Origin of the sequence: Paenibacillus sp. EKM301P (assembly GCF_011800295.1) — a bacterium.
In the GTDB taxonomy this organism is placed as follows: domain Bacteria; phylum Bacillota; class Bacilli; order Paenibacillales; family Paenibacillaceae; genus Paenibacillus; species Paenibacillus polymyxa.
Map to the genome: position 1 here is coordinate 353336 of NZ_JAALFM010000004.1, position 25221 is coordinate 378556.

Consider the following 25221-nt stretch of genomic DNA (forward strand, 5'->3'; position numbering starts at 1 on the left):
CCAGGTGATCTTGTCAGGAACACGTAAGGGGGTGAATAACATTGGTGGATGTACTGTCACAAGGGGAAATTGATGCCCTTTTAGCAGCTCTCTCGTCCGGTGAAATGGATGCGGAAGAACTCAAAAAGGAAGAAACCCAAAAGAAAGTTCGCGCTTATGATTTCAAGAGAGCGCTTAGGTTTTCCAAGGACCATATACGAAGTCTGACGCGGATACACGAGAACTTTGCCCGGTATCTGACCACTTATTTTTCAGCACAGCTTCGTACTTTTGTCCAAATTAATGTCGTTCAGGTGGAGCAGCTTCCATATGATGAATTCATTCGCTCCATTCCGAAAATGACCATTCTAAACATTTTTGAAGCTGAACCACTGGAAGGCCGAATGGTGCTTGAGGTTCACCCGAACGTAGCTTATGCCATGCTGGACAGGCTTCTCGGAGGAACAGGTTCGGCACCAACTAAGGTTACCGCATTGACCGAAATCGAGACGACGATCATGGAGCGAATTTTCAGCCGTACCTTTGATAGCCTGCAAGAGGCTTGGAAAACGGTACTGGACATTGAACCACGTCTAGAGGCTATGGAAACAAATCCGCAGTTCATGCAGATTGTTTCGCCGAATGAGACGATTGCTCTGATTTCGCTTAGCACCAAAATTGGTGATACCACAGGGATGATTAACCTCTGTATCCCGCACGTGGTATTGGAACCTATTATGGCCAGACTGTCCACGCACCAGTGGTTTACATCCGAAAAGAAATCAAGGGCGCCTGAAGAGATAGACGCCTTGAGATTACGGGTCACCAAAGCAGAGCTTCCTATTATTGCGGAGTTGGGTGAATCCCGGATAAATGTAGCTGAGTTTTTGGGCCTTTCGGTAGGGGATGTCATTTCATTGAACAAGCCAGTCAAAGAAGGACTATCCATCCGGGTAGGCGAGAGATTGAAGTTTATGGGAAGTCCCGGCATGGTAAGAGATCGTGTTGCCGTACAAATTGATGAAATTGTCAACGAAGGAGTTGAAGAAATTGACGAGTAAAGACTATTTGTCCCAGGAGGAAATTGATGCCTTGCTGAAACAGTCTGAAGCGGGGACGGATTCTACTCCCGCAGGCAAGACCGTTGACGATTTTCTGACTTCCCTGGAGCAAGATGCTCTCGGGGAAATCGGTAATATAACGTTCGGCAGCGCAGCTACGGCTCTTTCCACACTGCTCGGTCAAAAGGTGGATATTACGACACCTAAAGTTTCAATTATTACACGTTCTGAATTTGAAACTGCATTTCCAAAGCCGCACGTAGCCGTACATGTAAATTATGTCGATGGATTTGAAGGCATTAACTCGCTCGTAATTAAAAAGCGTGATGCGCAGGTTATAGCGGATTTAATGCTTGGTGGTGGAGGAAATCCGGCAGATGAAGAATTGAATGAAATTCACATCAGTGCTGTGCAGGAAGCGATGAACCAGATGATGGGATCGTCTGCGACCTCTATGTCTACCATGTTTAATCGTTTTGTTAATATCTCTCCACCAGGGATTGATATTTTGGATCCTCTGCACGGTGATGGAGTATCCAGCCTGCCAGATGAAGAGACGCTGATTACAGTATCCTTCCGGTTATTGATTGGAGATCTGATTGACTCTACACTGATGCAACTGTTACCTGTTAATTTCGCCAAAAAGATGGTGAGCATCTTAATGAATGGCGGAGAGGATGACGAGCAACCGCAAGCGTCCGCACAGCAGGCAGCTGCAACAGCTGCTCCCGAAGCGCCGACACAAGCTAGCACTCCGCAACCGCCGTCTGCACCAGCCTACCAACAGCCGCCTGCAGCCGCGCAGGTGCCGCAAGATGCAGGCTATGGGCAACAACCGCCGATGTATCCTCAAGACCCGGGATATGGGCAGCAGGGCGCTCCAGGGTATGGAACGCCGGGCTATGGAATGCCAGCAGGTGTACCGCCGCAAGTGCCTTATGGAACGCCTCATCATTACGGAGCCGTACCGCCAGGGCGCAATGTAAATGTGCAGCCTGTACAATTTTCTAACTTGCAGTCCGGTGGATTTCCGCAAGTGGATGAAAACAATTTAAATTTATTGATGGACATTCCCCTTAGAGTCACCGTAGAATTAGGAAGGACCCAAAAGCAAATTAAAGATATTCTGGAGCTCTCACAAGGTTCAATTATTGAACTGGACAAGCTTGCCGGGGAGCCGGTGGACATTATGGTTAACAACAAACTGATTGCCAAGGGCGAGGTTGTCGTAATCGACGAGAACTTTGGCGTGCGTGTAACGGATATTGTAAGCCAATGGGACCGAATTCAAAAATTACAATAAAAGCATAATTTAGGGAGGATTTATTTCAGATGGCAAACCGTATTTTGATCGTGGACGATGCTGCATTTATGAGAATGATGATTCGGGACATCCTGTCCAAAAATGGATTTGAAGTAGTAGGAGAGGCCCAGGATGGATCACAGGCCATTGAAAAATTCAAGGAGCTTCGTCCGGACCTGATTACGATGGATATCACGATGCCTGAGATGGACGGCATTGCCGCTCTGAAGGAAATCAAACAAATTGACCCGAATGCAAAGGTTATCATGTGTTCCGCGATGGGTCAGCAAGCTATGGTAATTGATGCCATTCAAGCTGGCGCAAAAGATTTTATCGTTAAGCCATTCCAATCGGATCGGGTTATCGAAGCCATCAACAAAACACTGGGTGTGTAAGGCGCATCCAGTATGGATACACAACAGGGTGCCTCTGACGCTTTGAGTACATCCAGCAATATAGGAAACATTGCTTGGGTCCTTTTCGTGCTAATCTTTATCATCGTACTGATCGTGTACTTGATACGGTTTTTGAGTAAAAGAAATCAGAGCTGGTTCAGCAACCGCTCCGTTCGCATACTGGGAGGCGTGGGGCTTGGCCCCAATAAATCCCTTCAGCTTGTTGAAGTTGGTAGCAGTGTGTACCTCATTGGTGTGGGAGAAGATATCCGGCTTGTTGACAAAGTATCCGATCCTGAAGAAGTGGAGCAAATTTTGGCCGCACTGGAGCAGGAAGCTTCTCTGCAGCGCGGCCCAATTGCCCCGCTATTCGCTAAAATTGCGGATAAGCTTCGCCGGAACAACGCGGCACAGCAGCAGCAACCTGAAGAGGAAACATCTTTTCATGAGATGTTTGAATCCAAGCTCCGGCAGATGCCGAATCGCAAGGATAAACTTGAAAAGCTGCGCAATGAGGAGAATACTACAGATCGGTCGGGAGATTCATGAGAAAAAAGATTATACTAGCATGTTTGCTGCTTGTCTTATTCAGCTTCATTTCGGTGACGGCGGCCTCTGCGGAACCGATTCCGAACATTGATATTCAAGTCGGCAATTCGGACAAAGGACAGCCCGGTGCCACCTCGCTGTCTATTATTTTACTTATTACTGTCATTAGTGTAGCGCCCGCGTTGCTTGTACTTATGACAAGTTTTACGCGTATCGTGATTGTACTTGGCTTTGTGCGAACTTCACTGGGAACTCAGCAGATGCCGCCCAATCAGGTGCTTGTCGGACTGGCCTTGTTTCTCACCTTATTTATTATGGCACCGACCTTCTCCGCTATGAACGAAACTGCGCTTCAGCCGTATCTCAAGGGGGATATAACACAGTCTCAGGCACTGGATAAGGCATCGGTACCCATTAAGACCTTTATGTTCTCTCATACACGTGAGAAGGATCTACTGCTCTTTATGAAATACACCAAGATGGAAAAACCAAAGAATTATCAAGATATTCCACTAACGGTGATGGTTCCGGCTTATGCAATCAGTGAGTTGAAAACGGCATTTCAGATGGGCTTTATGATTTTCATACCCTTTTTAGTTATAGACATTGTAGTGTCCAGTACACTCATGGCTATGGGGATGATGATGCTACCACCAGTAATGATCTCGCTTCCTTTTAAAATACTGCTCTTCGTACTTGTAGATGGTTGGTATTTGGTCGTCAAATCATTACTTCTGAGTTTTAATACATGAATACTTTCTGCAAGGACAGCAATCAAGGAGGACGGCAATGACTTCGGAGTTTATTATTTCCCTGGCTGGGCAAGCGGTGTACATTGTACTCAAGGTGAGTGCTCCGATGCTGATTTTGGGGCTAGTCGTGGGTTTGATCATTAGTATTTTTCAAGCGACAACTCAAATTCAGGAGCAGACACTGGCCTTTGTTCCGAAGATTGTCGCCGTATTGCTGGCATTGCTTTTGTTCGGGCCCTGGATATTGACCACATTAGTGGACTTTACGTATAACATTCTGGACAATCTGTACAAATATATAGGTTAGGCTGAAAGTGATGAACATATTGTTGCAGAGTTTTCCTGTTTTTTTGCTGATTTTTTGTCGGATTACCTCGTTTTTTGTAGTAGCGCCTATTTTTTCAACCCGAGGGGTACCTAATATCTTTAAGGTCGGAATTTCAGGATTTCTAGCTTTGGTCGTGTATCTTACATATGGTACGCATCAACAGGTGCCGACCGATGTAGCATATGTGCTGTTAGTAGGGCGTGAGGTACTGATTGGGTTGTTGCTGGGATTTACTGCATATTTGTTCATGACAGCGATCCAAACTGCAGGTTCATTTATAGACCTACAGGTGGGATTCGGAATGGCCAGTGTATTTGATCCCATGACAGGGGCTTCAACGCCTCTTACGGGTAATTTCAAGTTCGCCATAGCTGTATTGTTCTTTTTGAGCATAAACGGGCACCATCATCTGCTAAACGCTATTTTATACAGTTATGATTGGGTACCGCTGACAAATGATTTTTTTATAAAGCTGTATGGTGGCAGTGTAACTGAATTCCTGGTACGTTCTTTTGCGGAATCGTTTATGCTGGCCTTTCAAATTGCTGCTCCCATTGTAGTAGCTACCTTTTTAACGGATGTGGGACTCGGTTTTTTAGCTAAAACAGCACCGCAATTTAATATTTTTGTCATTGGCGTGCCGCTAAAAATAATTGTGGGATTGTTCATGTTACTGCTTCTTATGCCAGGTTTTGCTTTTATATTCGAAAGATTGTTTTCTGTGATGTTCGAATCCATGCGCAACTTGTTGGATGTTATGGGTAATCGTCCTTAATGTCTGGTCTGGAGGAACGTAGTTTGTCATTTAAATATGCTATGAACCTGCAGTTGTTCTCAGGGGAAAAAACGGAAAAAGCTACACCCAAGAAGAAACAGGATGCAAGACAAAAAGGGCAGGTTGCCAAGAGCATGGAGTTGCCCGCTGCTGGTGTCCTGCTAGTTACGTTTTTTTGCCTCATGATTTTCGGCGGGTATTTTAAGGATCATGCGGTCCGCTTGTTTCGGGATATTTTTGTGAATCGGCTGTCTATGGAAGTAACACCGAATACAACGCTACTGATGATGGGTGAGTATGGTGTGCAAATCTTGATTATGCTGGCTCCTATTTTTGTGGGTGCCATTGTCATCGGGATCGCAGCGAATTACATGCAGATCGGTTTTTTATTAACCGGAGAGGGCATTACACCCAAGTTTAGCAAGATTGACCCGATTAAAGGATTCAAAAATATTTTTTCCATGAGGTCATTAGTTGAATTCCTGAAATCTGTTTTAAAAATGACCGTAATTGGTTATCTGGTGTACAGCGTACTTTGGAAAACAAAGGCTGACCTACCCAAACTGGCTGAGATGTCCGGCGACCAGATGTTGAGTTTTACGGCTTCATTAACAATGGAACTGGGACTCAAAATTGGTGTGGTGCTGTTCATTTTAGCAATATTGGATTATATGTATCAACGTTATGAGCATGAGAAAAATCTGAAAATGTCCAAACAGGACATCAAAGATGAGTACAAGAAAATGGAGGGTGACCCGCTGATCAAAGGGAAAATTCGCGAGCGGCAGCGCCGTATGGCTATGCAGCGCATGATGCAGGAGGTTCCTAATGCAGATGTCATCATCACCAACCCTACGCACTTTGCTGTGGCTTTGAAATATGACGGTTCGGAGATGGAGGCGCCGCAGATTATTGCGAAAGGACAAGATTATGTCGCGCTCCGAATTAAGGAAATTGCCAAGCAAAACGGCGTTATAACGATGGAAAACAAGCCGCTGGCGCGGGCGCTGTTTCAAAGAGCCGAAATCGGGGATGCGATACCAGCTGATCTTTTTCAGGCCGTTGCTGAAGTGCTGGCGTATGTATATAAATTAAAAGGTAAAGTGAAATAAAGGGATCGGAGGCCAAGAGACCCGTGAAAATAAAAGAAATAACCGTCCTTGCAGGCGTCATCGGTATCGTTCTTATGATGATTCTCCCGATCCCTTCATGGCTGCTGGATATTCTGCTCGTCATTAATATTTCTATTGCTTTGATGATTCTACTTGTTTCAATGAACACGAAGGAAGCTTTACAGTTCTCTATCTTTCCTTCATTGCTGCTCATTACAACGTTGTTTCGTTTGGCGCTCAACATTTCTACGACCAAACTTATTTTAGGTGAGGGTCATGCCGGCGAAGTAGTTGCTACGTTTGGTAGCTGGATTGCAGGCGGCCAAATTGCCGTCGGCTTTGTTGTTTTCCTCATTCTTGTGGTCGTACAGTTCATTGTTATTACCAAAGGATCGGAGCGGGTAGCAGAGGTGGGCGCCCGGTTTACATTGGATGCGATGCCAGGTAAACAAATGAGTATTGATGCTGATTTGAATGCAGGTCTAATTAATGAGCAGCAAGCCCGTGAACGACGCAGTAAAATCGAACGGGAAGCGGATTTTTACGGAGCTATGGATGGTGCGAGTAAATTCGTTAAAGGCGATGCGATCGCCAGTATTATCATTTTGATCATTAACCTGGTGGGCGGCTTTATTATCGGTATGGCCGTTCAGGGAAAAGGATTTCAAGAAGCGCTGTCAACGTATTCTGTTCTCACGATCGGTGATGGATTGGTCAGCCAGATTCCCGCGCTGCTCATATCCACGGCTTCAGGCTTGATTGTTACGCGGGCTACGTCGGATGGCAACTTGGCAGAAGATTTAACCGGACAGCTCTTTTCATATCCAAAATTGATCTACATAGTGGCTGCCACCATTGCATTATTGGGCCTTTTCACACCTATTCATATTATTACAACTCTTCCACTTGCGATTCTATTGTTTTTTGCAGCCCGAAGAATGCAGGGCAATATGGAACGCAAGCAAATTGCTGATGAACAGCTGGAGGAGGAGCAACAAATCGAAGAGGTGCGTAGTCCGGAAAGTGTCATTAATTTGCTTCAAGTAGATCCGATTGAATTTGAGTTTGGGTACGGATTGATTCCGTTGGCGGATACACAGCAAGGCGGTGATCTACTGGATCGGATTATTATGATTCGCCGTCAATGCGCCTTGGAGCTGGGGTTGGTTGTACCGGTTATTCGTATTCGGGATAACATTCAGCTCAAGCCTAACGAATATGTAATTAAAATTAAAGGCAATACGGTAGGCGGTGGAGAACTGTTGTTGAATCATTATCTGGCTATGAGTCCGGGATACGACGACGACTCCATTACAGGGATTGAAACGACAGAACCGGCCTTCGGACTGCCTGCGCTCTGGATTGACGAGAACACGAAGGATGTTGCTGAACTGTCAGGTTATACGGTGGTTGATCCACCTTCAGTTGTAGCTACTCATCTAACAGAGACGATCAAGAAACATGCCCATGAGTTGCTTGGCAGACAGGAAACACGTTCGCTGGTTGACAATCTCAAGGAGAATTATCCAGTGCTGGTGGACGACCTTATTCCTTCTGTGCTTGCGATTGGGGACGTACAAAAAGTGCTGGCCAAGCTGTTGAAAGAAAAAATCTCTATTCGCGATATGGTGACTATATTCGAGACGCTGGCTGACTATGGTACTTATACAAAAGATCCAGACGTGCTGACTGAATATGTTCGTCAAGCGTTATCACGTCAGATTACGCAGCAATTTGCACAGCAGGGAGAAACGTTGCGTGTTATTACCGTGGGACCAGGATTGGAGAAGAAAATTGCTGAGAGCGTGCAGCAGTCGGAGCAAGGTAGCTATTTGGCTCTTGATCCGGTGTCAACGCAAACGGTGTATCAAAGGATGATGGAGCAAATCAACCGTCTTATTCAATCGGGACAGCAGCCTATTGTGTTAACGTCACCGACAATACGTATGTATTTGCGGCAAGTGATGGAGCGGACGATGCAGGATGTCCCGGTGCTGTCGTACAGTGAGCTGGAGCCGAACGTTGAAATTCAAAGTGTCGGGGTGGTGAACTTATGAGAGTGAAACGATATGTAGTGGATACCATGCCAGAAGCCATGCTGCAAATCAGGGGTGACTTAGGAACAGATGCCGTCATTTTAAGTACCAAGGAAGTGAAGGTCGGCGGTTTTATGGGGATGTTCAGTAAAAAGAAAATTGAAGTGGTTGCTGCAGTTGAGGAGCAGCAACCTCAAAAGCCTCGGCGGACTGAACGCTCGTCACACCAGCTTGCCCGGGCTGCTTCGCCTCTAATGAACACCCCTGAGAAGCTGGAAAAACCATCAGTACCTGTAGTCCCCAGACAAGCAGCTCCAGAAGCTTATCGGCGGGTTACACAACAGATAACCGGTAGTTCCAAAGAAGAACAAGCTGATTTAACGGTTAATACAGAACAAGTTGCATCAGCAACGGAGCATTTGTCGCCAAGGTCTGCTAATAACCTGGAGACTCTATCTCAGGCATTTGATCAAGAAGTATTGCTTTCGAACCTGAAATCATCCAGTGAGCTGCATAAACGGCCAATCGAAGCAAGTGTTCCAGACAAGAGTGGAGCTGAGGAAAATCAGGCATTGCTTAATGAATTGCGGGAAATGAAAGCGATGATGACTCGGTTCTCCAGAAACTCTTCAATGGAAAGTACTTGGCCTGAGGGGCTGCATGAGATCTGTGAGCATGTGTTGGAACAGGAAGTGGAACGTGATTTACTGGAATACTGGATCGAACAGGTATATGTGCGTCGAAGTGAGCACCCTTTTGCGCCTGAAACTTTTGATTGGGAACAAGCCTTTCGTGAGGAAGTGACCAGTTTTATACAGACAAGACTGGATAAAGGGATCTCCCAAGATACCAAAATTGTGTATGTTGCAGGACCTACCGGAGTAGGAAAAACGACAACCATTGCGAAGTTGGCAGCGGAACAGTTGTTCAAACATCATCGCAAAGTTGGATTTATTACTTCTGACACGTACCGGATTTCAGCCGTCGAGCAACTGCGTACATATGCTACGATTTTGAATGTACCGCTTGAAGTTGTGCAATCTCCCGGTGACGTCCAAAGGGCTATTCAACGTCTGGAGCATTGTGACTTGATCCTCATGGATACTGCAGGGCGAAATTATCGTAATGAACTGCTTGTATCAGAACTGCAAAGTCTGCTCTCACCTATTAATGAAAGTGAGACGTATCTGGTACTCAGCCTGACATCCAAAAGCAGGGATATGCTCAATATAACTGGACATTTCAGTAAGTTTGGTCTTGGGAAGGTTGTATTTACCAAGATGGATGAGACGGGCAGTTGTGGCGGCATGTTTAATCTTTTACACCAGTTTCCGATGCAGTTGGCCTATATTACGAATGGACAAAATGTACCTGACGACCTGCTTCATCCCGATGCAGAAATGGTGACAAATATGCTGCTTGGAGCCAAAGTATCGTCAGGAGTTAACGGAGATTCCATATGAGTGATCAAGCCCAATCACTTAGACAAATGGCTTCATCCTTGGATAAGTATCGATTACCCCCACGTAATCGTCACGCAAAAATTATAACGATCACCAGTGGTAAAGGCGGGGTGGGCAAATCCAATTTTACGCTGAACTTTGCATTGGCCCTGCAATCTCTTGGTCGAAAGGTACTTGTGTTTGATGCTGACATCGGTATGGCTAATATTGATGTGTTGATGGGGGCCCATTCACAATACAATCTTCTTCACTTGTTAAAACGTGAAAAATCAATTGATGAGATTATTCAGACGGGTATAGGTGATTTGCCTTATATTGCTGGAGGCTCAGGCTTAAGTGAACTGTTTGCGTTATCAGATGAGAATCTGAATTATTTTGCCGAAGAAGTAGAAAAAATGGCAGCAGACATGGATTATATTCTTTTTGATACAGGTGCAGGTTTATCCAAAGAAAATCTTAAATTCATCACTTCAGCTGACGAATGTATGGTAGTAACCACCCCAGAACCGACGTCTTTAACAGATGCGTATGCACTAATTAAAGTCGTCAACGGGTTGCAGAAAGATACGGTATTCAAAATTATAGTCAATCGTGCCGATAACGATAATGAGGCCCGTCAAGTTGCCGATAAGATCGCACTTGTTGCGAAACGCTTTTTGGAGATCGAAATCCCGCTGCTTGGACATATCAGTGATGATACTCATGTCATGCAGGCAGTCAAAAGACAAGTACCTTTTATGGTTGCTTTTCCGGGATGCGCGGCTTCAAAAGATGTACTGAATCTGGCACACCGTTTTGCAGCAATGCCACAGGTTCCACAACCAGGTGCATTGAGTGGAATCAAAGGATTTATGCAAAAATGGTTGCGGCGTTCTATGCATTGATTTTTGATGAGAGGAAACAGGGGTGTTTAACATGTGTGCTTACCGGGTGCTGGTTGTAGATGATTCGGCCTTTATGCGCAAAATTATTACAGATCTTATTGTAAGGGATGAGTCGTTCAACATCGTAGGTACAGCCGCCAATGGCAGAGAGGCTGTAGAGAAAGTGAAAGAATTGCAGCCTGATTTGGTCACCATGGATGTCGAAATGCCTGAAATGAATGGTCTTGAAGCGTTGCCACTGATTATGGCAGCCCATCCGCTACCTGTCATTATGTTGTCAGGCATTAATGAACAAGGCATGAAGGAGACCATCATGGCTCTGGAGGCAGGAGCTTTCGATTTTATAAGAAAGCCTTCCATTGCTCATGCGCAAGATATTGAGCAGGTGAGCAAGGCGTTGCTCGAACAGATGCATACTGCTATGCAAGCAGTACGCAGCCGCTTGGAGCGCAAGGAAGCGAATGAGCGCAAAGCTGCAATGGAACAAGCGAAAAAAACGCCAATGGAAAAGCCACCTGGACAGGCTGCGGCTGAGAAACGAGCTGGAAGCCAAGCTTCGGCAGACAAGCCTCCTGTTGTTCCGCTTGCTCCTCCACCTGCTGCATCGGCTCAACCCAAGAAAGATGCTGGGAAGTCCGTCCCAACAGCTGCCAAGCAGGAAACTAAAAAGCAGCTGTCTGGAACATCTGCTACAGGTGGCCGCATAGACAAGCCAGCTGTTCAGCCAAGGAAACCAGTGCAAGCACCTCATGTGCAGAAAAAAGAAGACTTGTCCATGAGTACGGGAATAACGTCGGGGCAGCTGAAGAGCTCTGATCCGGCTGCTGGCAAATCAATACAGGGTAAGGATAAAGCAGGGCTTGTCAAGCCGGAGTCACGGAAGACGGTAACTTCATCAGCTTCTTCCGCTCCTGCGGCTGCAACGCCTCCAGTAACAGCACCTACAAGTCCAGCTGCACCACAGGGATTGTCACTTAAAAAAGGTGTGCATACGTCCAGCTTTCGAAAACTGGTGGCGGTCGGATGTTCTACTGGCGGACCACGGGCTCTTAAGACCCTGTTGGAGCGCATTCCTGGGGATTTTCCAGCTCCAATCGTTATCGTTCAGCATATGCCACCAAACTTTACTCGTTCGCTAGCACAACGTTTGAACACGTTGAGTCCACTACGCGTTGTGGAGGCTGAGCAGGGGATGACGCTGGAGACGGGAACAGCCTACATCGCACCAGGGGGATATCAGCTAAGAATTGTGCCTGGAGCCGGTGGTAAATACACGGTGTCACTGAAGATGGAGGAGGCTCGCAATGGTCACCGTCCTTCTGTAGATACGATGTTCGAATCGCTGCTCTCTTTAACCGCGCTGGAAAGACATCTAGTATTGCTTACTGGAATGGGTAGCGACGGGGCTAAAATGATGAAAAAGCTTTATGACGCTGGGGTTCAATCCACATTTGCTGAAAATGAGGAGACTTGTGTAGTGTACGGAATGCCCCGCTCAGCAGTTGAATTAAAATGTGTGCGCCACCTTCTGCCAATGCAGGAGATCGCCCCCAAGCTTGTACAAGTTGTGAAATAATCGGAGTGTAACTCATGGAGGAGGTGTCTCACAATGGACATGAACCAATATTTAAACATGTTTATTGATGAGTCGAATGATCATCTGCAATCTCTTAACGAAAATATGCTTCAACTGGAAAGCAATCCAACCGATCTAGGCATCGTTCAGGTGATTTTCCGTTCTGCCCATACCCTCAAAGGAATGGCTGCTACGATGGGGTTTGAAGACCTGGCATCGCTCACTCACCAAATGGAAAACGTTCTTGATCTGGTACGTAACAACAAGCTGGCGATGCATGAATTTATATTCGATACCTTATTTAAAGGTTTGGATGCCCTGGAATCCATGGTGCAGCACATTACAGAGGGAGGCGATGGAAAAGCGGATGTCTCCTCTATTGTATCTTCATTGCAATCTATCGTGAGCGGGGATTTCCTAAAGTCCGGCTCAAATGCTGCCACTGAAGAGTCTCCTTCTACAAAAGCAGGCACTAACGATAGTGCTGGATTGGTTTTGGACCAATTCCAGTATTCTGTACTGGAGCAATCGATTTCTGAAGGGCATCGTGTTCACTATATACAGGTAACAATCAGTTCAGAGAGCCAGCTGAAGGCGGCACGTGCCTTTATGGTATTCAACACACTGGAAAACTCTGGTGAAATCGTCAAGGCCTATCCGTCCGTACAGGATATCGAGCAGGAAAAATTCGAACAAAGCTTCTCGTTATATTACATAACGCAGAAAGAAGTTGGGGAGCTGGAAAAGGAAATCACGGGTATCTCTGAAATTGACACGGTCTCAGTGGTACAACTGGATCAGGAATCGCTTAAACAAATGAGCGAAGTTACTGCTGGACTCGCTGAGACAGCGGCGGTACAGGAAGCAGCTGTTGCCGTGCAGCCACCCGCTCCATCTCAGCCGCAGTCTCCAGCTGCGGCCTCTGTTGCCAAGCCAGCTGCAGGTAAAGCGCCAGCAGCCAAGGCGGCTGCTCCTACGCACAACCGTACGATTCGCGTAGATATTGAACGTCTGGATGTACTTATGAATTTATTCAGCGAGTTGCTCATTGACCGTGTGCGCTTAGAACAGTTAGCCAGTGAGGCTTCCAATCCAGCACTGACGGAAACGGTTGAGCATATGAGTCGTGTGAGCAGTGATTTGCAAAATGTTGTTCTCAAATTGCGGATGGTACCTGTAGATACTGTTTTCAACCGTTTCCCGCGTATGGTTCGCGATCTGGCCAAGTCGCTGGATAAAAAACTGGAATTGGTTATTACTGGAGCAGAGACTGAAATGGATCGGACGGTTATCGACGAGATTGGTGATCCTCTGGTGCATTTGCTACGTAACTCCGTGGATCATGGCATCGAGTCGGTAGCCGACCGGATTGCAGCTGGTAAACCAGAAACTGGAACCGTTCAACTGCGTGCTTTTCATAGCGGTAATAACGTATTTATCGAGATTGAGGATGATGGGAACGGGATTAACCGTGAAAAGGTACTAAACAGTGCTATTTCCAAAGGGATTTTGACAGCAGAACAAGCAGCTTCCATGACCGACGAGGAAGCTTATCAAGTATTGTTTGCTCCGGGCTTTAGTACAGCTGCAGTCATTTCAGACGTATCAGGACGCGGTGTCGGTCTGGATGTTGTTAAATCTAAAATTACCGCTTTGGGTGGTAATGTTACGGTTCACTCCACATTGGGCCAGGGCACTAATTTCTCTGTACAATTACCGTTGACTCTATCCATTATTGCAGCCATGATGATACAGATCGGTTCTGAAAAATATGCGATTCCTTTGTCTTCCATTGTGGAAACTGCGATCGTCAAGCGTAAGCAAATCCGTTCTGTGCATGGCAATAAGATGATTGCTTTCCGCGATTCTCATATCCCGCTTATCTCCTTGAGTCAGCTGTTTGAGGTACCGGACTTCAACGAAGATGAAGAAGAAGAGACAGAGGTCGTGGTCATCCGTAAGGGAGACCGTCTGGCAGCTCTTTCCGTACAGGACTTTTTGGGACAAAGTGAAATCGTCCTTAAAAATCTGGGCAAGTATCTTCCAAACATCCAAGGAATTTCAGGTGCCACGATTCTGGGTGACGGTCAGGTTGCTTTGATCATTGACCCGAATGTTTTCATTAAATAATGTCTTCATTAAAAATGAAAGAAATATGAGATTGCGGACATCAATAAGGAGGGTTTTTAAACATGGGAGAAGAAATTAAAGTTATCGTATTTAAGCTTGGTGAAGAGGAATACGGTGTTGAAGTAGAAAAAGTCCAATCTATTGAACGCATGGTGCCGATTACACGGGTTCCGAGAACTTACGATTTTGTTAAAGGTGTATTCAACATGAGAGGCGTGGTTATTCCGGTTATTGATCTTCGTGGCCGTTTTGGATTACCAGAAGCTGAATATACCGATCAAACACGTATTATTATCGTTGCTGTGGGCGAGATGCAAGTCGGCTTTATCGTGGATTCAGCGAATGATGTTATTGACCTGAATACTGACAACATTGAGACACCACCGGAAGTGGTTGGCGGTGTTAAGGCTAAATATCTTCGCGGAGTTGCTAAAATTGGTGAAGAACGTCTGTTGATTATGCTGAACTTGTCCGAAGTTTTGAACCGTAGCGAAATGAACCAACTGGAAGGTTTAGAGGATTAATATATGGAGAATCTGGGAAATCTCGAAGACTTCAAGTTGGATGTATTGAAAGAAGTCGGCAACATTGGCTCGGGGAACGCTGCTACAGCGCTCTCCCGGCTTCTCAATAAACCAGTCGATATGGGTGTGCCCAAAGTGCAAATGCTGCCCTTTGAGGAAATTGCGGACAAAGTCGGCGGAAATGAACAACTTGTTGTTGCAATATTTTTTAGAGTCGAAGGGGAAGCGCCTGGTAATCTATTCTTCATATTGCAACCTCAGGCGGCGAAAAGCTTACTTTCCCGTTTGGCGAATATTCCTTCGGATGACGAGGATAGCTTTAACGAAATGGAGCATTCAGCTCTGTCGGAGATCGGTAACATTTTAGCAGGCTCCTACCTTTCTTCGTTGGCGGATTTCACACGTTTATCCATGTATCCAACAGTCCCTGCGCTGGCACTGGATATGGCAGGAGCTATTCTCAGCTACGGACTGCTGCAGTTTGGGCAGATGGGGGATGCTGCTTTATTGATTGACACATCGTTTCTGGAAGGGCAGAATCAGATTGAGGGTCAATTTTTCCTGATTCCTGATCCAGAATCGTTCGGGAAAATCTTTAGGTCGTTAGGAGTCCCGATGAACGATGATTGAGGATAAAAGCATCATTAAAGTCGGCATGGCAGATTTAAATGTTACCAGCAACCCGAACTCGATTCGCACGACAGGGCTTGGCTCCTGCGTCGGATTGACCCTCTATGATCCTCATTTGAAACTGGCAGGCATGGCACATGTGATGTTACCGTCCTCGGATATTGCGCGTGAAGGGCAGTTGAATATTGCCAAATATGCGGATACAGCACTGCCAGAGTTATTTGAACGAATGTTGAAACTGGGTGCTGAACGGCGCAGACTGATTGCCAAAATGGCAGGAGGAGCGCAGATGTTTGCCTTTGCAGGTAGTGGAGACACCATGCGGATTGGCCCGCGCAATGTAGAATCGTGCAAGGAAATGCTTGTAGATCTGGGCATTCCTTTAATTGCGGAAGATACGGGTGGCAATTATGGACGAACGATTGAGTTGGACTCTGAAACTGGCGTTTTGAATATTCGAAGCGTACAAAAAGGTGTAAAGGAATTATAAACATGTTATTTGGTAGCTTACGCATTAATCTTTGGTCTGGAGTAGTCGGATTTATTCTGACTTTTGTGTTGTCCGTTGGCAGCAATCTGCTGACCACGAGCTTAATTCGTGGCTTAATCGCCTTCGTTTTTTGGTTCCTACTTGCATTTGTGCTGCGCTGGACACTGGGTGTGGTAGCGCGGCCAGATCTGGGTAATGCCCAAGACCGGGCAAGCTCTCAGGTAGATGGCGTAGGGGGAAATCTGGACCTGACGACACCAGACGAAAATGAAAACCTGAATGAATTGCTGAAACCGAAACCAGAGCAGACGGACGAGGGGAATAATGGTTTTGCACCTTTAAACCCACCCAAGCTGGTTTCCAACAAGGACCCTGAAGAATTGGCCAAGGCCGTTCGTCACCTGACAGACAAATAAGGAGGGTGAAGCCGATGAACGAGCGAAAAGCCGCTCATTTGAACCATTCCGAGCTGTGGGAGCAATGGAAAGAACACGGTGACAAGGAAGCAAAAAAGCAGTTAATTGAAAAGTATCTCCATATTGTGGAATATGTGTCGGGTCGTCTTGCAGTAGGCTTACCTAAAAATGTATCCAAGGATGATCTGGCGAGCAACGGTGTTATGGGTTTGATTGATGCTTTAGAGAAATTTGATTATGAGCGTGGTTTGCAGTTTGAGACTTATGCTTCTTGGCGTGTTCGCGGAGCAATTTTGGATGGTCTTCGTCAAGGAGATTGGGTTCCTCGTTCAGTTAGGGAAAAAGCGAAAAAAATCGAAGACGCCTACCAGCATTTAGAACAAAGGTATTTACGCACAGTAAGCGACGAAGAGATGAGTCATTATTTGGACGTCTCCGAGAAAGAGTTTCAAAGTATGATCCAAGAGGTCGCTGTAATGTCGATTGTCTCACTGGAGGACCCAATCCGCGAAGAAGAGTCGGAAACACGGCTTTCCCTGTTGGTAGATGAAAAGGCGAAAAATCCAGATCATAAGGTCAATGAATTCACACTGCGTGATGCCTTGGCACAAGGCATTGATAAATTAACTGAAAAAGAGCGTATCGTTGTTTCTTTATTGTATTACGAGGATTTGTCACTCAGCGAAATTGCTGAGGTCATGTCACTTTCTCCTTCGCGAATTTCTCAGTTGCATTCCAAAGCAATATTACGTCTGAGAGCGACACTGGACAAACAACGGGATTTGCTAATGCGTAAAGATTAACGTACGGGAGGTTACAGTAACAGTTAGACGGAAGGAGCACCCATGTGGAGAAGCAGTATGCTTTGGATCAGTTTTTAAAAGTGGTTGTCTCACCTGACAAACAATCCGCCTACTTGGAGTTTGCCAAACGTGAAGAAGGCTTTGCCTGTTCTGTGGAAGAATTAGAACGTTTTCTAAGCAACCAAAAAATATCCTACGGTGTAATTACCGATGCAATCCGCACATTTGCGGCAAATCCGGAAGATCATTTCTTCGGGAAATTACTGATTGCTCAGGGAAAGCAGCCGATCCATGGTACAGACGGAAAAATTAATCTGGCCGATATTGTGACCGGTGAAGATGCACATAAGCCACTTGAAACTGTGGATGGACGGGTAGATTATAAAGAATTAACTCGTCTAAGAAATGTAAAACGTGGACAACTGATTGCCGAACGAGTGGATCCTCTGCCAGGTGTACCAGGGATTGCTGTAACCGGAGAGGAAATCCCTTTTCTTCCAGGTAAAGAGGCACGCTTTAAAGTTGGAAAAAATGTAGTGATCCATCCGGAAGGCGTTGCGATGTATGCGGCTATTGATGGTTTAGTGACTACAACTGAAAAGGGCAAGCTTAATGTGTTCCCTGTGTATGAAGTGAATGGGGATGTCGATTATAGCGTCGGTAACATTGATTTTGTTGGAACCGTCGTCATTCGCGGGAATGTCTTGACCGGTTTTCGCGTTCGGGCGGCTGGTGACATTCGTGTCATTGGCGGTGTGGAAGGCGCTGAAATTGAGGCAGATGGTTCAGTGGAAATCAGCGGCGGTATTATCGGATACCATAAAGGATTTGTGAAAGCTGCACAAAATGTGAAATGCTCGTTTATACAAGATGGTAACGTGATCGCGGGAGCCGATGTGCTTGTATCCCAGAGCATCATGCATTCCCAGATCAAAGCGAGTAATAATGTAATCTGCGAAGGCACAAAAGGGCTTATCGTAGGTGGCAGTGTACAAGCTGGTAAAAAGGTAGTGGCTCGTACCGTCGGTAATACGATGTCCACAGCTACTAATATTGAAGTGGGTGTGCTTCCTGAACTGCGTGATGAACTGACAGAACTTCGCGCACGGTTGAAGCAGCAGACAGACAGCCAGGATAAAACGAACAAAGCTCTCACAATATTGGATCAGCTAGCGGCTGCTGGACAGCTTGCACCTGACAGAATGGCTATGCGAATCAAGCTGACATCTACTAAAAAATCTAATGAACAGGAACTTTTGGAAACTAAGTCCAGAATGCTTGAAATAGAACGAACATTAGAAGATACGAGCCGCGCCCGGGTAGAAGTGAAAAATGTGATCTACGGTGGCTCTAAGATAGTTATCGGCAGATATACAAAATTTATTAAAGATTCTGTGGAAAGAATGGCGTTTTATTATCATGAGGGAGATATCAGCATGTCCTCCTACATGTAATTCATTACACTGATAATAATTCAATTTATTATATTTCTCGGTAGTCTGATACGGATGCCCAATCGGAAAGGGTGTGGTCCCATGAGCTTGAAGGCTGTTGAATTGCAAATTGCTGTACCTCGCACCAGTGAAGCAGGCAAATACCATAGTGAGTCCCAGCAGCGGCCAATGAATGACCAGGCATTACTTGGACAAAAGACTGCGCTGGAGACGGAGAACATGCGTCAGCGAAGCAGTGCCATAGATCAGTCTGCGGAAACATTCGTCGGTGAGAGGCAAACAGGTGAGCAGAGCAGAGATTCTTCCCAGCAGAGCCGCTCTCGCTCAGATGAGACTGAGCTACCTAAGGAGCATCCGGCAGAGCATCCGTATAAGGGACATCATATTGATTTTTCGCTCTGATCCAATGGGTGGAGAAGCGTTATAAAAGGAGACGATGGGCAGTGGATCAACCATGGATTTATATTGTTCTGCTGGGAGCCGCAGCTGTTGTCTACGCCTGGCTTCTGCCAAAGCGCCAGCCAAGCCGGGGAACTGAAGAGGCCGTCGTTCAAAAGGTTGAGGCTACATTGGAGCAATATCTGGCCGATATTGAAAACGATAATGACGAGCTGATTGAACTCGTATCTGGTATGAAGCAGGAGCATGCGGTTAAGCAGGCAGCATTACAGGAGCAAGTAGCTGAGCTTCGGAATCGTATTGTGGAGCTTGAGCGTCAGGCAATGCTTGCTACCGTCTCTATGCCAATCTCAGATTCAGAAGCTTCTTTTGTAACTTTAGAGGAGCAAACGGCATTGCAAGAGCCTCAAACTGAGCAGGAACAAGAGTCCATCCGAGATCGTTATCAAGAGTTATTCGCGATGCATGAGCAAGGCAAGTCGGTGGATTATATAGCTAAGCAATCAGGCATCCAGCGGGGCGAAGTACAGCTCATATTACAACTCGCGGAACGGGAGGATGTGATATGATCAAAAACCGCTCATTTATGTTAGGCATGGGTACTGGTCTTATCATGGGGGCATTGCTGCTGCAGCTGGCAATAATTGGTCAGGGGCAGTCGCAGCAATCTTCGGCAGACCCGAAAAACATGACGCGAGAACAACTAGAAGAGGCAGCAGCCGAGTTAAATCTTCAGATCAGTGACAGTTCTGATCCGAAAATGACAGAAGAGGAATGGCGGAATAAGCTGATCAAGGAAGGCAACAAGACTCCAGTTGCACCTCAAAAGGCTAAACCAGCTCAAACGCCTTCAACACCTAAGGTACCTGCAAACAGCACATCCTCGGCTGCTTCTAAGCCTTCGACCAGCACGTCGGTACCACAAAGTCCGAACAAGCCGGAAACTCAAAGAACTGGCACTACAGCCACTCCCAATATTCCCAAGCAGCCTGCCACTCCACAAGTGCAATATAGCATTGCATCAGGGAGCAATTTAAGAAGTGTGGCATCTGGATTGGAACGGGCAGGAGTCGTATCGGATGCTAGTGCATTTGAGGCAGCAGCTAAGGCTCAAAAAATCAATACCAAAATTCGTACAGGCACCTATCAGTTTGCTAAAGGTGAGGATTTCAGTTCTATTATTACTAAAATAACGAAAAAGCCGTCCAACTGACCTAATCGGGAAGAGGACGGCTTTTTATTTTTTTCGATGCGAACAAAAGTGATTTTTTATTGTTTAGTTCAAAGTGGGTATGAAGCGCCCACAATAGCTTACGGCATAGCCTATTGCAATTCAGAGCTAGTTGGACATAAAAAGACCCCTGAAGGATTCAAAGGTCATCTCCTAGCGGATTACACCACGGTGTATTGTTAAAACTATCCTCAATTTGGATCAATATTCAGATCTATCGGAGAGGGATATAAAATAAATTGAACACAAATTAACGCTATGAAATAATCGATAGCGGCATTGATGAATAAAAAAACAATAAAACAATTCTATTCCTAATTTTCTCTATTCATCTTGTCCCGTATATCGGTGGATTCTCCGCTCTGGGTTATTATCCTATGCATCTGCACCATGGGTCTCGGAATGGGCTTCTCCATGATGCCGCTCAACACGCATGTTCTGAACTCTGCGCCTCTCCGCCTGGTGAGCCGAGTCACACCATTGACAACAGCGGCTCAGCAAGCTGTCCTCTCGTTCGCGGTCGCAGGCCTGACGGGTTATCTGACGTCGCAAATCGCTTCCCACACCGCAAATGCGGGAGCGGACGCGAATCTGTTGAATGCTGTCGTCGCGGGTTACGGCGATACGTTCTTCCTGTCCGCGTGCCTAACGACTGCGTGTGTAGCTCTGTCGCTCCTTCTGCGTAAACCGCAACACCAGGAAGAAGAAGGTACCGTCGGCGGGGACAGCTAGGACCCAGCGATGATGGGGCACTAATCGGGAATTGGTACCGATTTCGATCGTGTGTAAAAAGCCTTGGCCGTTAGTCGGTCATGGCTTTTTAATGTACGCCCAGCATGGCGCCATCTATATAAGAAAGACTTGAACAGATGCGGCTAACAGGGCACATATTGGAACTATCTGTCCGTTCAATGCAGTGCGAGAGTCTAACACTTTATTTTCACAAACATTTTTCTAAGAAGCCAGGCAGATGGAAGTGTACGGGTTGCTTTTTACACCGTTTCAATTATTGTCGAAAAGCTGGTTGCAACGCTGCAAGTGTTATGGTATATTAATTGACGGTGTTAAAAACGCACGTCGGTTAATTTTATAAAGGGTGCTTCCAATAGGAAGTTTTTATAAAAAATGATGTCGGCGGAGGACACACAAAAAAACCAAACTTAGGAGGTGCGTGAAGATGGCAGTAATCTCCATGAAACAGCTTTTGGAAGCTGGGGTTCACTTTGGTCACCAAACACGTCGCTGGAACCCGAAAATGGATCGTTATATCTTCACTGAAAGAAACGGTATTTACATCATTGACTTGCAAAAGACAGTGAAAAAGGTTGAGGAAGCTTACAACTTCGTAAAAAGCATTGCAGCTGAGAATGGTACAATTCTGTTCGTAGGCACGAAGAAACAAGCGCAAGATTCTGTTAAAGAAGAAGCAGCACGCGCTGGTCAATTCTACATCAACCAACGTTGGTTGGGTGGTACACTGACTAACTTCCAAACCATTCAAAAACGTATTGATCGTTTGAAACAATTGGAAGCTTGGGAAGAAGATGGTACATTTGCTGTTCTTCCTAAAAAAGAAGTTATCATTCTTCGCAAAGAAAAAGATCGTCTTGAAAAATTCTTGGGCGGTATCAAGAACATGAAGGGCCTTCCAAGTGCTCTGTTCATCATTGATCCGCGCAAAGAACGTATCGCGGTTGCTGAAGCTCGCAAATTGGGTATCCCAATCGTGGGTATCGTTGATACAAACTGCGATCCAGACGAAATCGACTATGTTATCCCAGGTAATGACGACGCGATCCGCGCTGTTAAATTGCTGACAGGTAAAATGGCTGATGCAGTTATGGAAGCTAACCAAGGCGAAGAAACTACAGCATAATATTTCCAAACGGAAATACCTATACGAATTAAATGAAAAGGGTGGTTGGTAGGTGGAAAACCTCTCACTACCCTTTTTTTAAGGAATAAAGCTCGCATATACCACTGAAAATCAAATTTGGAGGGAAATAATATGGCAGTTAATGCTAGCGCAGTAAAAGAGCTTCGTGAAAAAACAGGCGCAGGAATGCTGGATTGTAAAAAAGCGCTTGAAGAAGCAAATGGTGATTTGACAAAAGCGGTTGAAGTTCTACGTGAAAAAGGACTTGCAGCTGCAGCCAACAAAGCAGGCCGTATTGCTACTGAAGGCGTTGTTGAATCCTACATCCATGCTGGCGGCCGTATTGGCGTACTGGTAGAAGTAAACTGCGAAACAGACTTCGTGGCGAAAACTGACCAGTTCAAAGATTTTGTTCGTGACATTGCAATGCATATCGCTGCATCGAACCCTCGTTATGTTCGTCGCGAAGAAGTGCCACAGGAAGAGATTGAAAAAGAAAAAGAAATCCTGAAAGCACAAGCTTTGAACGAAGGAAAACCAGAAAAAATCGTTGAAAAAATGGTTGAAGGCCGCATCGGTAAATTCTACGAAGAGTTCTGCTTGCTGGAGCAATCTTTCATTAAAGATCCAGACAAAACAATCTCCACACTGATCAACGAGAAAATCAGCACGATTGGTGAAAACATCTCCGTACGTCGCTTTGTTCGTTTCGAACTGGGTGAAGGTCTGGAGAAAAAAGAAGACAACTTCTACGAAGAAGTTATGTCTCAAGTGAAACAATAATTACCAACGATCGGTAATTGCATATGAATAAACAGAAATGGAACACATCGGTGTTCCTTTTCTTGCAACAGGACACCTATCCTGTTACATAAAGAATATATGAAATTGGAGGGTGATCATTTGGAAAAACCTGTGTTTAAACGTGTTGTTCTGAAAGTTAGTGGGGAGTCGCTGTCAGGTCCTAACGGTTACGGTATTGATGCGGATACTATTGCGTCGATTGCTGAGCAAGTCAAGGACGTGGTGGAACTAGGAGTAGAAGTTGCTATTGTGTGCGGAGGCGGTAATATCTGGCGTGGTATTGCTGGAAGTGCCAATGGGATTGACCGGGCAACGGCAGATTACATGGGTATGCTCGCAACGGTGATGAACTCACTGGCTTTACAGGATGCTTTGGAACAAATTGAAGTGCCTACGCGTGTACAAACATCCATCGCGATGCAACAGATTGCAGAACCTTACATCCGCCGTAGAGCTATCCGTCACTTGGAAAAAGGTCGGGTCGTAATTTTTGCTGCAGGTACGGGTAATCCGTTCTTCTCGACTGATACTACAGCTGCTCTACGTGCCGCTGAGATTGAAGCAGAAGTGATTCTGATGGCTAAAAATAAAGTAGATGGTGTGTACTCCGCCGATCCGTTTAAAGATAGCACAGCTGAAAAATATGAGCAGCTTACGTATTTAGATGTGCTTAACAAAAATCTCGGTGTCATGGATTCTACAGCTTCCTCGCTGTGCATGGATAACAATATTCCGTTGATTGTCTTTGCTATTACAGAGCAAGGTAACATTAAACGTGTCGTACTGGGTGAAAAAATTGGTACGATCGTCAAAGGGAGTGTAAATTAATGCCACAATCTGTGAAAAAGAGCGCTGAAGAGCGCATGCAAAAAGCAATCCAGGCATTGCAACGTGATCTTGCATCTTTGCGTGCAGGACGGGCAACACCAGCATTACTGGACCGTGTGCAGGTTGAATATTACGGCGCAATGACTCCAGTCAATCAGCTGGCGAATATCAATACACCTGACAGTCGGACCTTGATGATTCAGCCTTGGGACAAATCTTCTTTGGCTGATATCGAGCGTGCTATCCAAAAATCCGATTTAGGTTTGACGCCTTCGAATGATGGTAACACCATTCGTCTGAGTATTCCTGCTTTAACGGAGGAGCGCAGAACTGATTTGGTGAAGCTGACGAAAAAGAGCGGTGAAGAAGCAAAAATCGCTATTCGTAACATTCGTCGTGATGCAAATGATGATATCAAAAAAATGGAGAAAAGTGATATTTCCGAGGACGAATCTCGTAAGCACCAGGAAGATATCCAGAAGACGACTGACAAGTTTATCGCTGAAGTAGATAAAGTTTTAGCTGCAAAAGAAAAAGAAATTATGGAAGTTTAAAAAGATTGGCAGCCCCTCCCTTACGGTGGGGTTTGTCTCTTTTCAAGCCTGAGGCACATTTTCAGAGAATGCTGGAGGAACTGGAATGATCAAACGGGTTCGGTCTTGGTGGAACGGGGAACAAAAACAGCAAACACCGGCCATTTCAAAAGACAATATTCCGCAGCATGTTGCTGTCATCATGGATGGGAACGGCAGATGGGCCAAACGGATTGGAATGCCGCGGATTGTAGGGCATCAAAATGGAATGAAGGCAGTGAAACGCACAGCAATTGCAGCGGATGAACTGGGTATTAAGTATTTAACTTTATTTGCTTTTTCAACTGAGAATTGGACACGTCCAAAGGACGAAGTTGATTTTCTAATGAAACTGCCTCAAGAATTTTTGGCAATTGAGCTGGATGAGCTAGTTGAAAAAAATGTGCAAGTGCGTATGATGGGAAACAAGGAGCATTTACCTTCTCATACCGTTGAAGCGCTGACTGAAGCGACTCGACGTACCGAAAATAATACCGGACTTGTACTTAATTTTGCATTAAATTATGGCAGTCGGTTGGAGATCACAGAATGCATGCAAGCATTGGGCCGTCAAATTGAGGATGGAAAGCTGAAGCCGGAAGATATAACATCTGAGCTAATTGGCAACACGTTGCTTTCTACGGGTATGCCAGATCCTGATTTATTGATTCGAACAAGCGGGGAGCTTAGACTCAGTAATTTTATGCTTTGGCAGCTTGCTTATAGTGAACTGTGGTTTACTGATATTTATTGGCCCGAGTTTAAGAAAGAGCACTTATACGAAGCAGTGATCGAATATCAGAAAAGATCACGACGGTATGGCGGACTGAAGTAAATGGAGGATGAAAGCC

27 protein-coding genes are annotated in these 25221 nt (G+C 45.6%); all 27 read left to right on the forward strand.

The window, feature by feature from the left end; all coding sequences use genetic code 11:
- Positions 1-41 precede the first annotated feature (41 nt).
- The 27 genes from fliM to HFD99_RS13225 all read left to right on the forward strand — a co-directional run bounded on the left by fliM (position 42) and on the right by HFD99_RS13225 (position 25205).
- Positions 42-1040 (forward strand): flagellar motor switch protein FliM, encoded by a 999-nt coding sequence (gene fliM / locus HFD99_RS13095; protein WP_016820956.1) that lies wholly within the window; start codon positions 42-44, stop codon positions 1038-1040.
- On the forward strand, positions 1030-2343 hold the full coding sequence (gene fliY / locus HFD99_RS13100; RefSeq protein ID WP_044785602.1) for a flagellar motor switch phosphatase FliY: 1314 nt from the start codon (positions 1030-1032) through the stop codon (positions 2341-2343). Before fliM ends, fliY begins: the two co-directional genes overlap by 11 nt.
- 29 nt (positions 2344-2372) lie before the next feature.
- Positions 2373-2738 carry a response regulator gene (locus HFD99_RS13105; protein WP_013370687.1) on the forward strand — a complete coding sequence of 122 codons (366 nt, stop codon included), beginning with the start codon at positions 2373-2375 and terminating at the stop codon, positions 2736-2738.
- Positions 2739-2750: 12 nt separating this feature from the next.
- Entirely contained in the window at positions 2751-3287 is a 537-nt protein-coding gene (locus tag HFD99_RS13110; RefSeq protein ID WP_013370688.1) for a flagellar biosynthetic protein FliO, read from the forward strand.
- Positions 3284-4039, forward strand: a complete 756-nt coding sequence (fliP, locus tag HFD99_RS13115; RefSeq protein WP_013309901.1) for a flagellar type III secretion system pore protein FliP — start codon at positions 3284-3286, stop codon at positions 4037-4039. Before HFD99_RS13110 ends, fliP begins: the two co-directional genes overlap by 4 nt.
- Positions 4040-4076: 37 nt before the next feature.
- Positions 4077-4346: a flagellar biosynthesis protein FliQ gene (gene fliQ, locus HFD99_RS13120; protein WP_007430038.1), complete on the forward strand. Its 270-nt coding sequence runs from the start codon at positions 4077-4079 to the stop codon at positions 4344-4346.
- Positions 4347-4356: 10 nt separating this feature from the next.
- A complete protein-coding gene (fliR, locus tag HFD99_RS13125) occupies positions 4357-5142 on the forward strand; it encodes a flagellar biosynthetic protein FliR (RefSeq protein ID WP_029514992.1) in 786 nt (261 codons plus the stop codon).
- A complete protein-coding gene (flhB, locus tag HFD99_RS13130; protein WP_019686992.1) occupies positions 5142-6254 on the forward strand; it encodes a flagellar biosynthesis protein FlhB in 1113 nt (370 codons plus the stop codon). The genes fliR and flhB overlap by 1 nt, the downstream gene beginning before the upstream one ends.
- A 23-nt stretch (positions 6255-6277) precedes the next feature.
- Positions 6278-8311, forward strand: a complete 2034-nt coding sequence (flhA, locus tag HFD99_RS13135) for a flagellar biosynthesis protein FlhA (protein ID WP_016820963.1) — start codon at positions 6278-6280, stop codon at positions 8309-8311.
- The gene (gene flhF, locus HFD99_RS13140; protein ID WP_167440912.1) at positions 8308-9753 is read left to right on the forward strand and encodes a flagellar biosynthesis protein FlhF; all 1446 of its coding nucleotides are present in this window, start codon (positions 8308-8310) and stop codon (positions 9751-9753) included. Before flhA ends, flhF begins: the two co-directional genes overlap by 4 nt.
- The gene (locus HFD99_RS13145; protein WP_016820965.1) at positions 9750-10637 is read left to right on the forward strand and encodes a MinD/ParA family protein; all 888 of its coding nucleotides are present in this window, start codon (positions 9750-9752) and stop codon (positions 10635-10637) included. The genes flhF and HFD99_RS13145 overlap by 4 nt, the downstream gene beginning before the upstream one ends.
- 31 nt (positions 10638-10668) lie before the next feature.
- Positions 10669-12213 (forward strand): chemotaxis protein CheB, encoded by a 1545-nt coding sequence (locus HFD99_RS13150; protein WP_016820966.1) that lies wholly within the window; start codon positions 10669-10671, stop codon positions 12211-12213.
- Positions 12214-12246: 33 nt separating this feature from the next.
- Positions 12247-14343 carry a chemotaxis protein CheA gene (locus HFD99_RS13155; RefSeq protein ID WP_016820967.1) on the forward strand — a complete coding sequence of 699 codons (2097 nt, stop codon included), beginning with the start codon at positions 12247-12249 and terminating at the stop codon, positions 14341-14343.
- Positions 14344-14405: 62 nt separating this feature from the next.
- Positions 14406-14867 carry a chemotaxis protein CheW gene (locus HFD99_RS13160; protein ID WP_013370696.1) on the forward strand — a complete coding sequence of 154 codons (462 nt, stop codon included), beginning with the start codon at positions 14406-14408 and terminating at the stop codon, positions 14865-14867.
- Between the two features lie 3 nt (positions 14868-14870).
- On the forward strand, positions 14871-15497 hold the full coding sequence (locus HFD99_RS13165) for a chemotaxis protein CheC (protein ID WP_013309909.1): 627 nt from the start codon (positions 14871-14873) through the stop codon (positions 15495-15497).
- Positions 15490-15987: a chemotaxis protein CheD gene (locus HFD99_RS13170; protein WP_010346358.1), complete on the forward strand. Its 498-nt coding sequence runs from the start codon at positions 15490-15492 to the stop codon at positions 15985-15987. Before HFD99_RS13165 ends, HFD99_RS13170 begins: the two co-directional genes overlap by 8 nt.
- Before the next feature lie 2 nt (positions 15988-15989).
- A complete protein-coding gene (locus HFD99_RS13175; protein WP_013370699.1) occupies positions 15990-16403 on the forward strand; it encodes a hypothetical protein in 414 nt (137 codons plus the stop codon).
- A gap of 14 nt (positions 16404-16417) precedes the next feature.
- Complete coding sequence (locus HFD99_RS13180; protein WP_016820968.1) at positions 16418-17206, forward strand: FliA/WhiG family RNA polymerase sigma factor; 789 nt, start codon at positions 16418-16420, stop codon at positions 17204-17206.
- A gap of 44 nt (positions 17207-17250) precedes the next feature.
- Positions 17251-18660, forward strand: a complete 1410-nt coding sequence (locus tag HFD99_RS13185) for a DUF342 domain-containing protein (protein ID WP_016820969.1) — start codon at positions 17251-17253, stop codon at positions 18658-18660.
- Between the two features lie 81 nt (positions 18661-18741).
- Complete coding sequence (locus HFD99_RS13190; protein ID WP_016820970.1) at positions 18742-19062, forward strand: hypothetical protein; 321 nt, start codon at positions 18742-18744, stop codon at positions 19060-19062.
- A 41-nt stretch (positions 19063-19103) separates the two neighbouring features.
- On the forward strand, positions 19104-19628 hold the full coding sequence (locus HFD99_RS13195) for a DUF6115 domain-containing protein (RefSeq protein WP_019686997.1): 525 nt from the start codon (positions 19104-19106) through the stop codon (positions 19626-19628).
- Positions 19625-20272 (forward strand): endolytic transglycosylase MltG, encoded by a 648-nt coding sequence (locus tag HFD99_RS13200; protein WP_019686998.1) that lies wholly within the window; start codon positions 19625-19627, stop codon positions 20270-20272. Before HFD99_RS13195 ends, HFD99_RS13200 begins: the two co-directional genes overlap by 4 nt.
- Before the next feature lie 1195 nt (positions 20273-21467).
- Complete coding sequence (rpsB, locus tag HFD99_RS13205) at positions 21468-22166, forward strand: 30S ribosomal protein S2 (protein ID WP_013309916.1); 699 nt, start codon at positions 21468-21470, stop codon at positions 22164-22166.
- A gap of 132 nt (positions 22167-22298) precedes the next feature.
- Positions 22299-22949 (forward strand): translation elongation factor Ts, encoded by a 651-nt coding sequence (gene tsf / locus HFD99_RS13210; protein ID WP_013370709.1) that lies wholly within the window; start codon positions 22299-22301, stop codon positions 22947-22949.
- 120 nt (positions 22950-23069) lie between these two features.
- Entirely contained in the window at positions 23070-23798 is a 729-nt protein-coding gene (gene pyrH / locus HFD99_RS13215; protein WP_013309918.1) for a UMP kinase, read from the forward strand.
- Complete coding sequence (gene frr, locus HFD99_RS13220) at positions 23798-24352, forward strand: ribosome recycling factor (RefSeq protein ID WP_014599669.1); 555 nt, start codon at positions 23798-23800, stop codon at positions 24350-24352. The genes pyrH and frr overlap by 1 nt, the downstream gene beginning before the upstream one ends.
- 85 nt (positions 24353-24437) lie before the next feature.
- Positions 24438-25205: an isoprenyl transferase gene (locus tag HFD99_RS13225; RefSeq protein WP_016820974.1), complete on the forward strand. Its 768-nt coding sequence runs from the start codon at positions 24438-24440 to the stop codon at positions 25203-25205.
- Positions 25206-25221 lie beyond the last annotated feature (16 nt).

Coding starts and splice junctions, on each gene's coding strand:
- HFD99_RS13105 (WP_013370687.1), top strand. CDS start 2,373: ATGGCAAACCGTATTTTGATCGTGGACGATGCTGCATTTATGAGAATG.
- HFD99_RS13110 (WP_013370688.1), top strand. CDS start 2,751: ATGGATACACAACAGGGTGCCTCTGACGCTTTGAGTACATCCAGCAAT.
- fliP (WP_013309901.1), top strand. CDS start 3,284: ATGAGAAAAAAGATTATACTAGCATGTTTGCTGCTTGTCTTATTCAGC.
- fliQ (WP_007430038.1), top strand. CDS start 4,077: ATGACTTCGGAGTTTATTATTTCCCTGGCTGGGCAAGCGGTGTACATT.
- fliR (WP_029514992.1), top strand. CDS start 4,357: ATGAACATATTGTTGCAGAGTTTTCCTGTTTTTTTGCTGATTTTTTGT.
- flhB (WP_019686992.1), top strand. CDS start 5,142: ATGTCTGGTCTGGAGGAACGTAGTTTGTCATTTAAATATGCTATGAAC.
- flhF (WP_167440912.1), top strand. CDS start 8,308: ATGAGAGTGAAACGATATGTAGTGGATACCATGCCAGAAGCCATGCTG.
- HFD99_RS13145 (WP_016820965.1), top strand. CDS start 9,750: ATGAGTGATCAAGCCCAATCACTTAGACAAATGGCTTCATCCTTGGAT.
- HFD99_RS13150 (WP_016820966.1), top strand. CDS start 10,669: ATGTGTGCTTACCGGGTGCTGGTTGTAGATGATTCGGCCTTTATGCGC.
- HFD99_RS13155 (WP_016820967.1), top strand. CDS start 12,247: ATGGACATGAACCAATATTTAAACATGTTTATTGATGAGTCGAATGAT.
- HFD99_RS13160 (WP_013370696.1), top strand. CDS start 14,406: ATGGGAGAAGAAATTAAAGTTATCGTATTTAAGCTTGGTGAAGAGGAA.
- HFD99_RS13165 (WP_013309909.1), top strand. CDS start 14,871: ATGGAGAATCTGGGAAATCTCGAAGACTTCAAGTTGGATGTATTGAAA.
- HFD99_RS13170 (WP_010346358.1), top strand. CDS start 15,490: ATGATTGAGGATAAAAGCATCATTAAAGTCGGCATGGCAGATTTAAAT.
- HFD99_RS13175 (WP_013370699.1), top strand. CDS start 15,990: ATGTTATTTGGTAGCTTACGCATTAATCTTTGGTCTGGAGTAGTCGGA.
- HFD99_RS13180 (WP_016820968.1), top strand. CDS start 16,418: ATGAACGAGCGAAAAGCCGCTCATTTGAACCATTCCGAGCTGTGGGAG.
- HFD99_RS13190 (WP_016820970.1), top strand. CDS start 18,742: ATGAGCTTGAAGGCTGTTGAATTGCAAATTGCTGTACCTCGCACCAGT.
- HFD99_RS13200 (WP_019686998.1), top strand. CDS start 19,625: ATGATCAAAAACCGCTCATTTATGTTAGGCATGGGTACTGGTCTTATC.
- rpsB (WP_013309916.1), top strand. CDS start 21,468: ATGGCAGTAATCTCCATGAAACAGCTTTTGGAAGCTGGGGTTCACTTT.
- tsf (WP_013370709.1), top strand. CDS start 22,299: ATGGCAGTTAATGCTAGCGCAGTAAAAGAGCTTCGTGAAAAAACAGGC.
- frr (WP_014599669.1), top strand. CDS start 23,798: ATGCCACAATCTGTGAAAAAGAGCGCTGAAGAGCGCATGCAAAAAGCA.
- HFD99_RS13225 (WP_016820974.1), top strand. CDS start 24,438: ATGATCAAACGGGTTCGGTCTTGGTGGAACGGGGAACAAAAACAGCAA.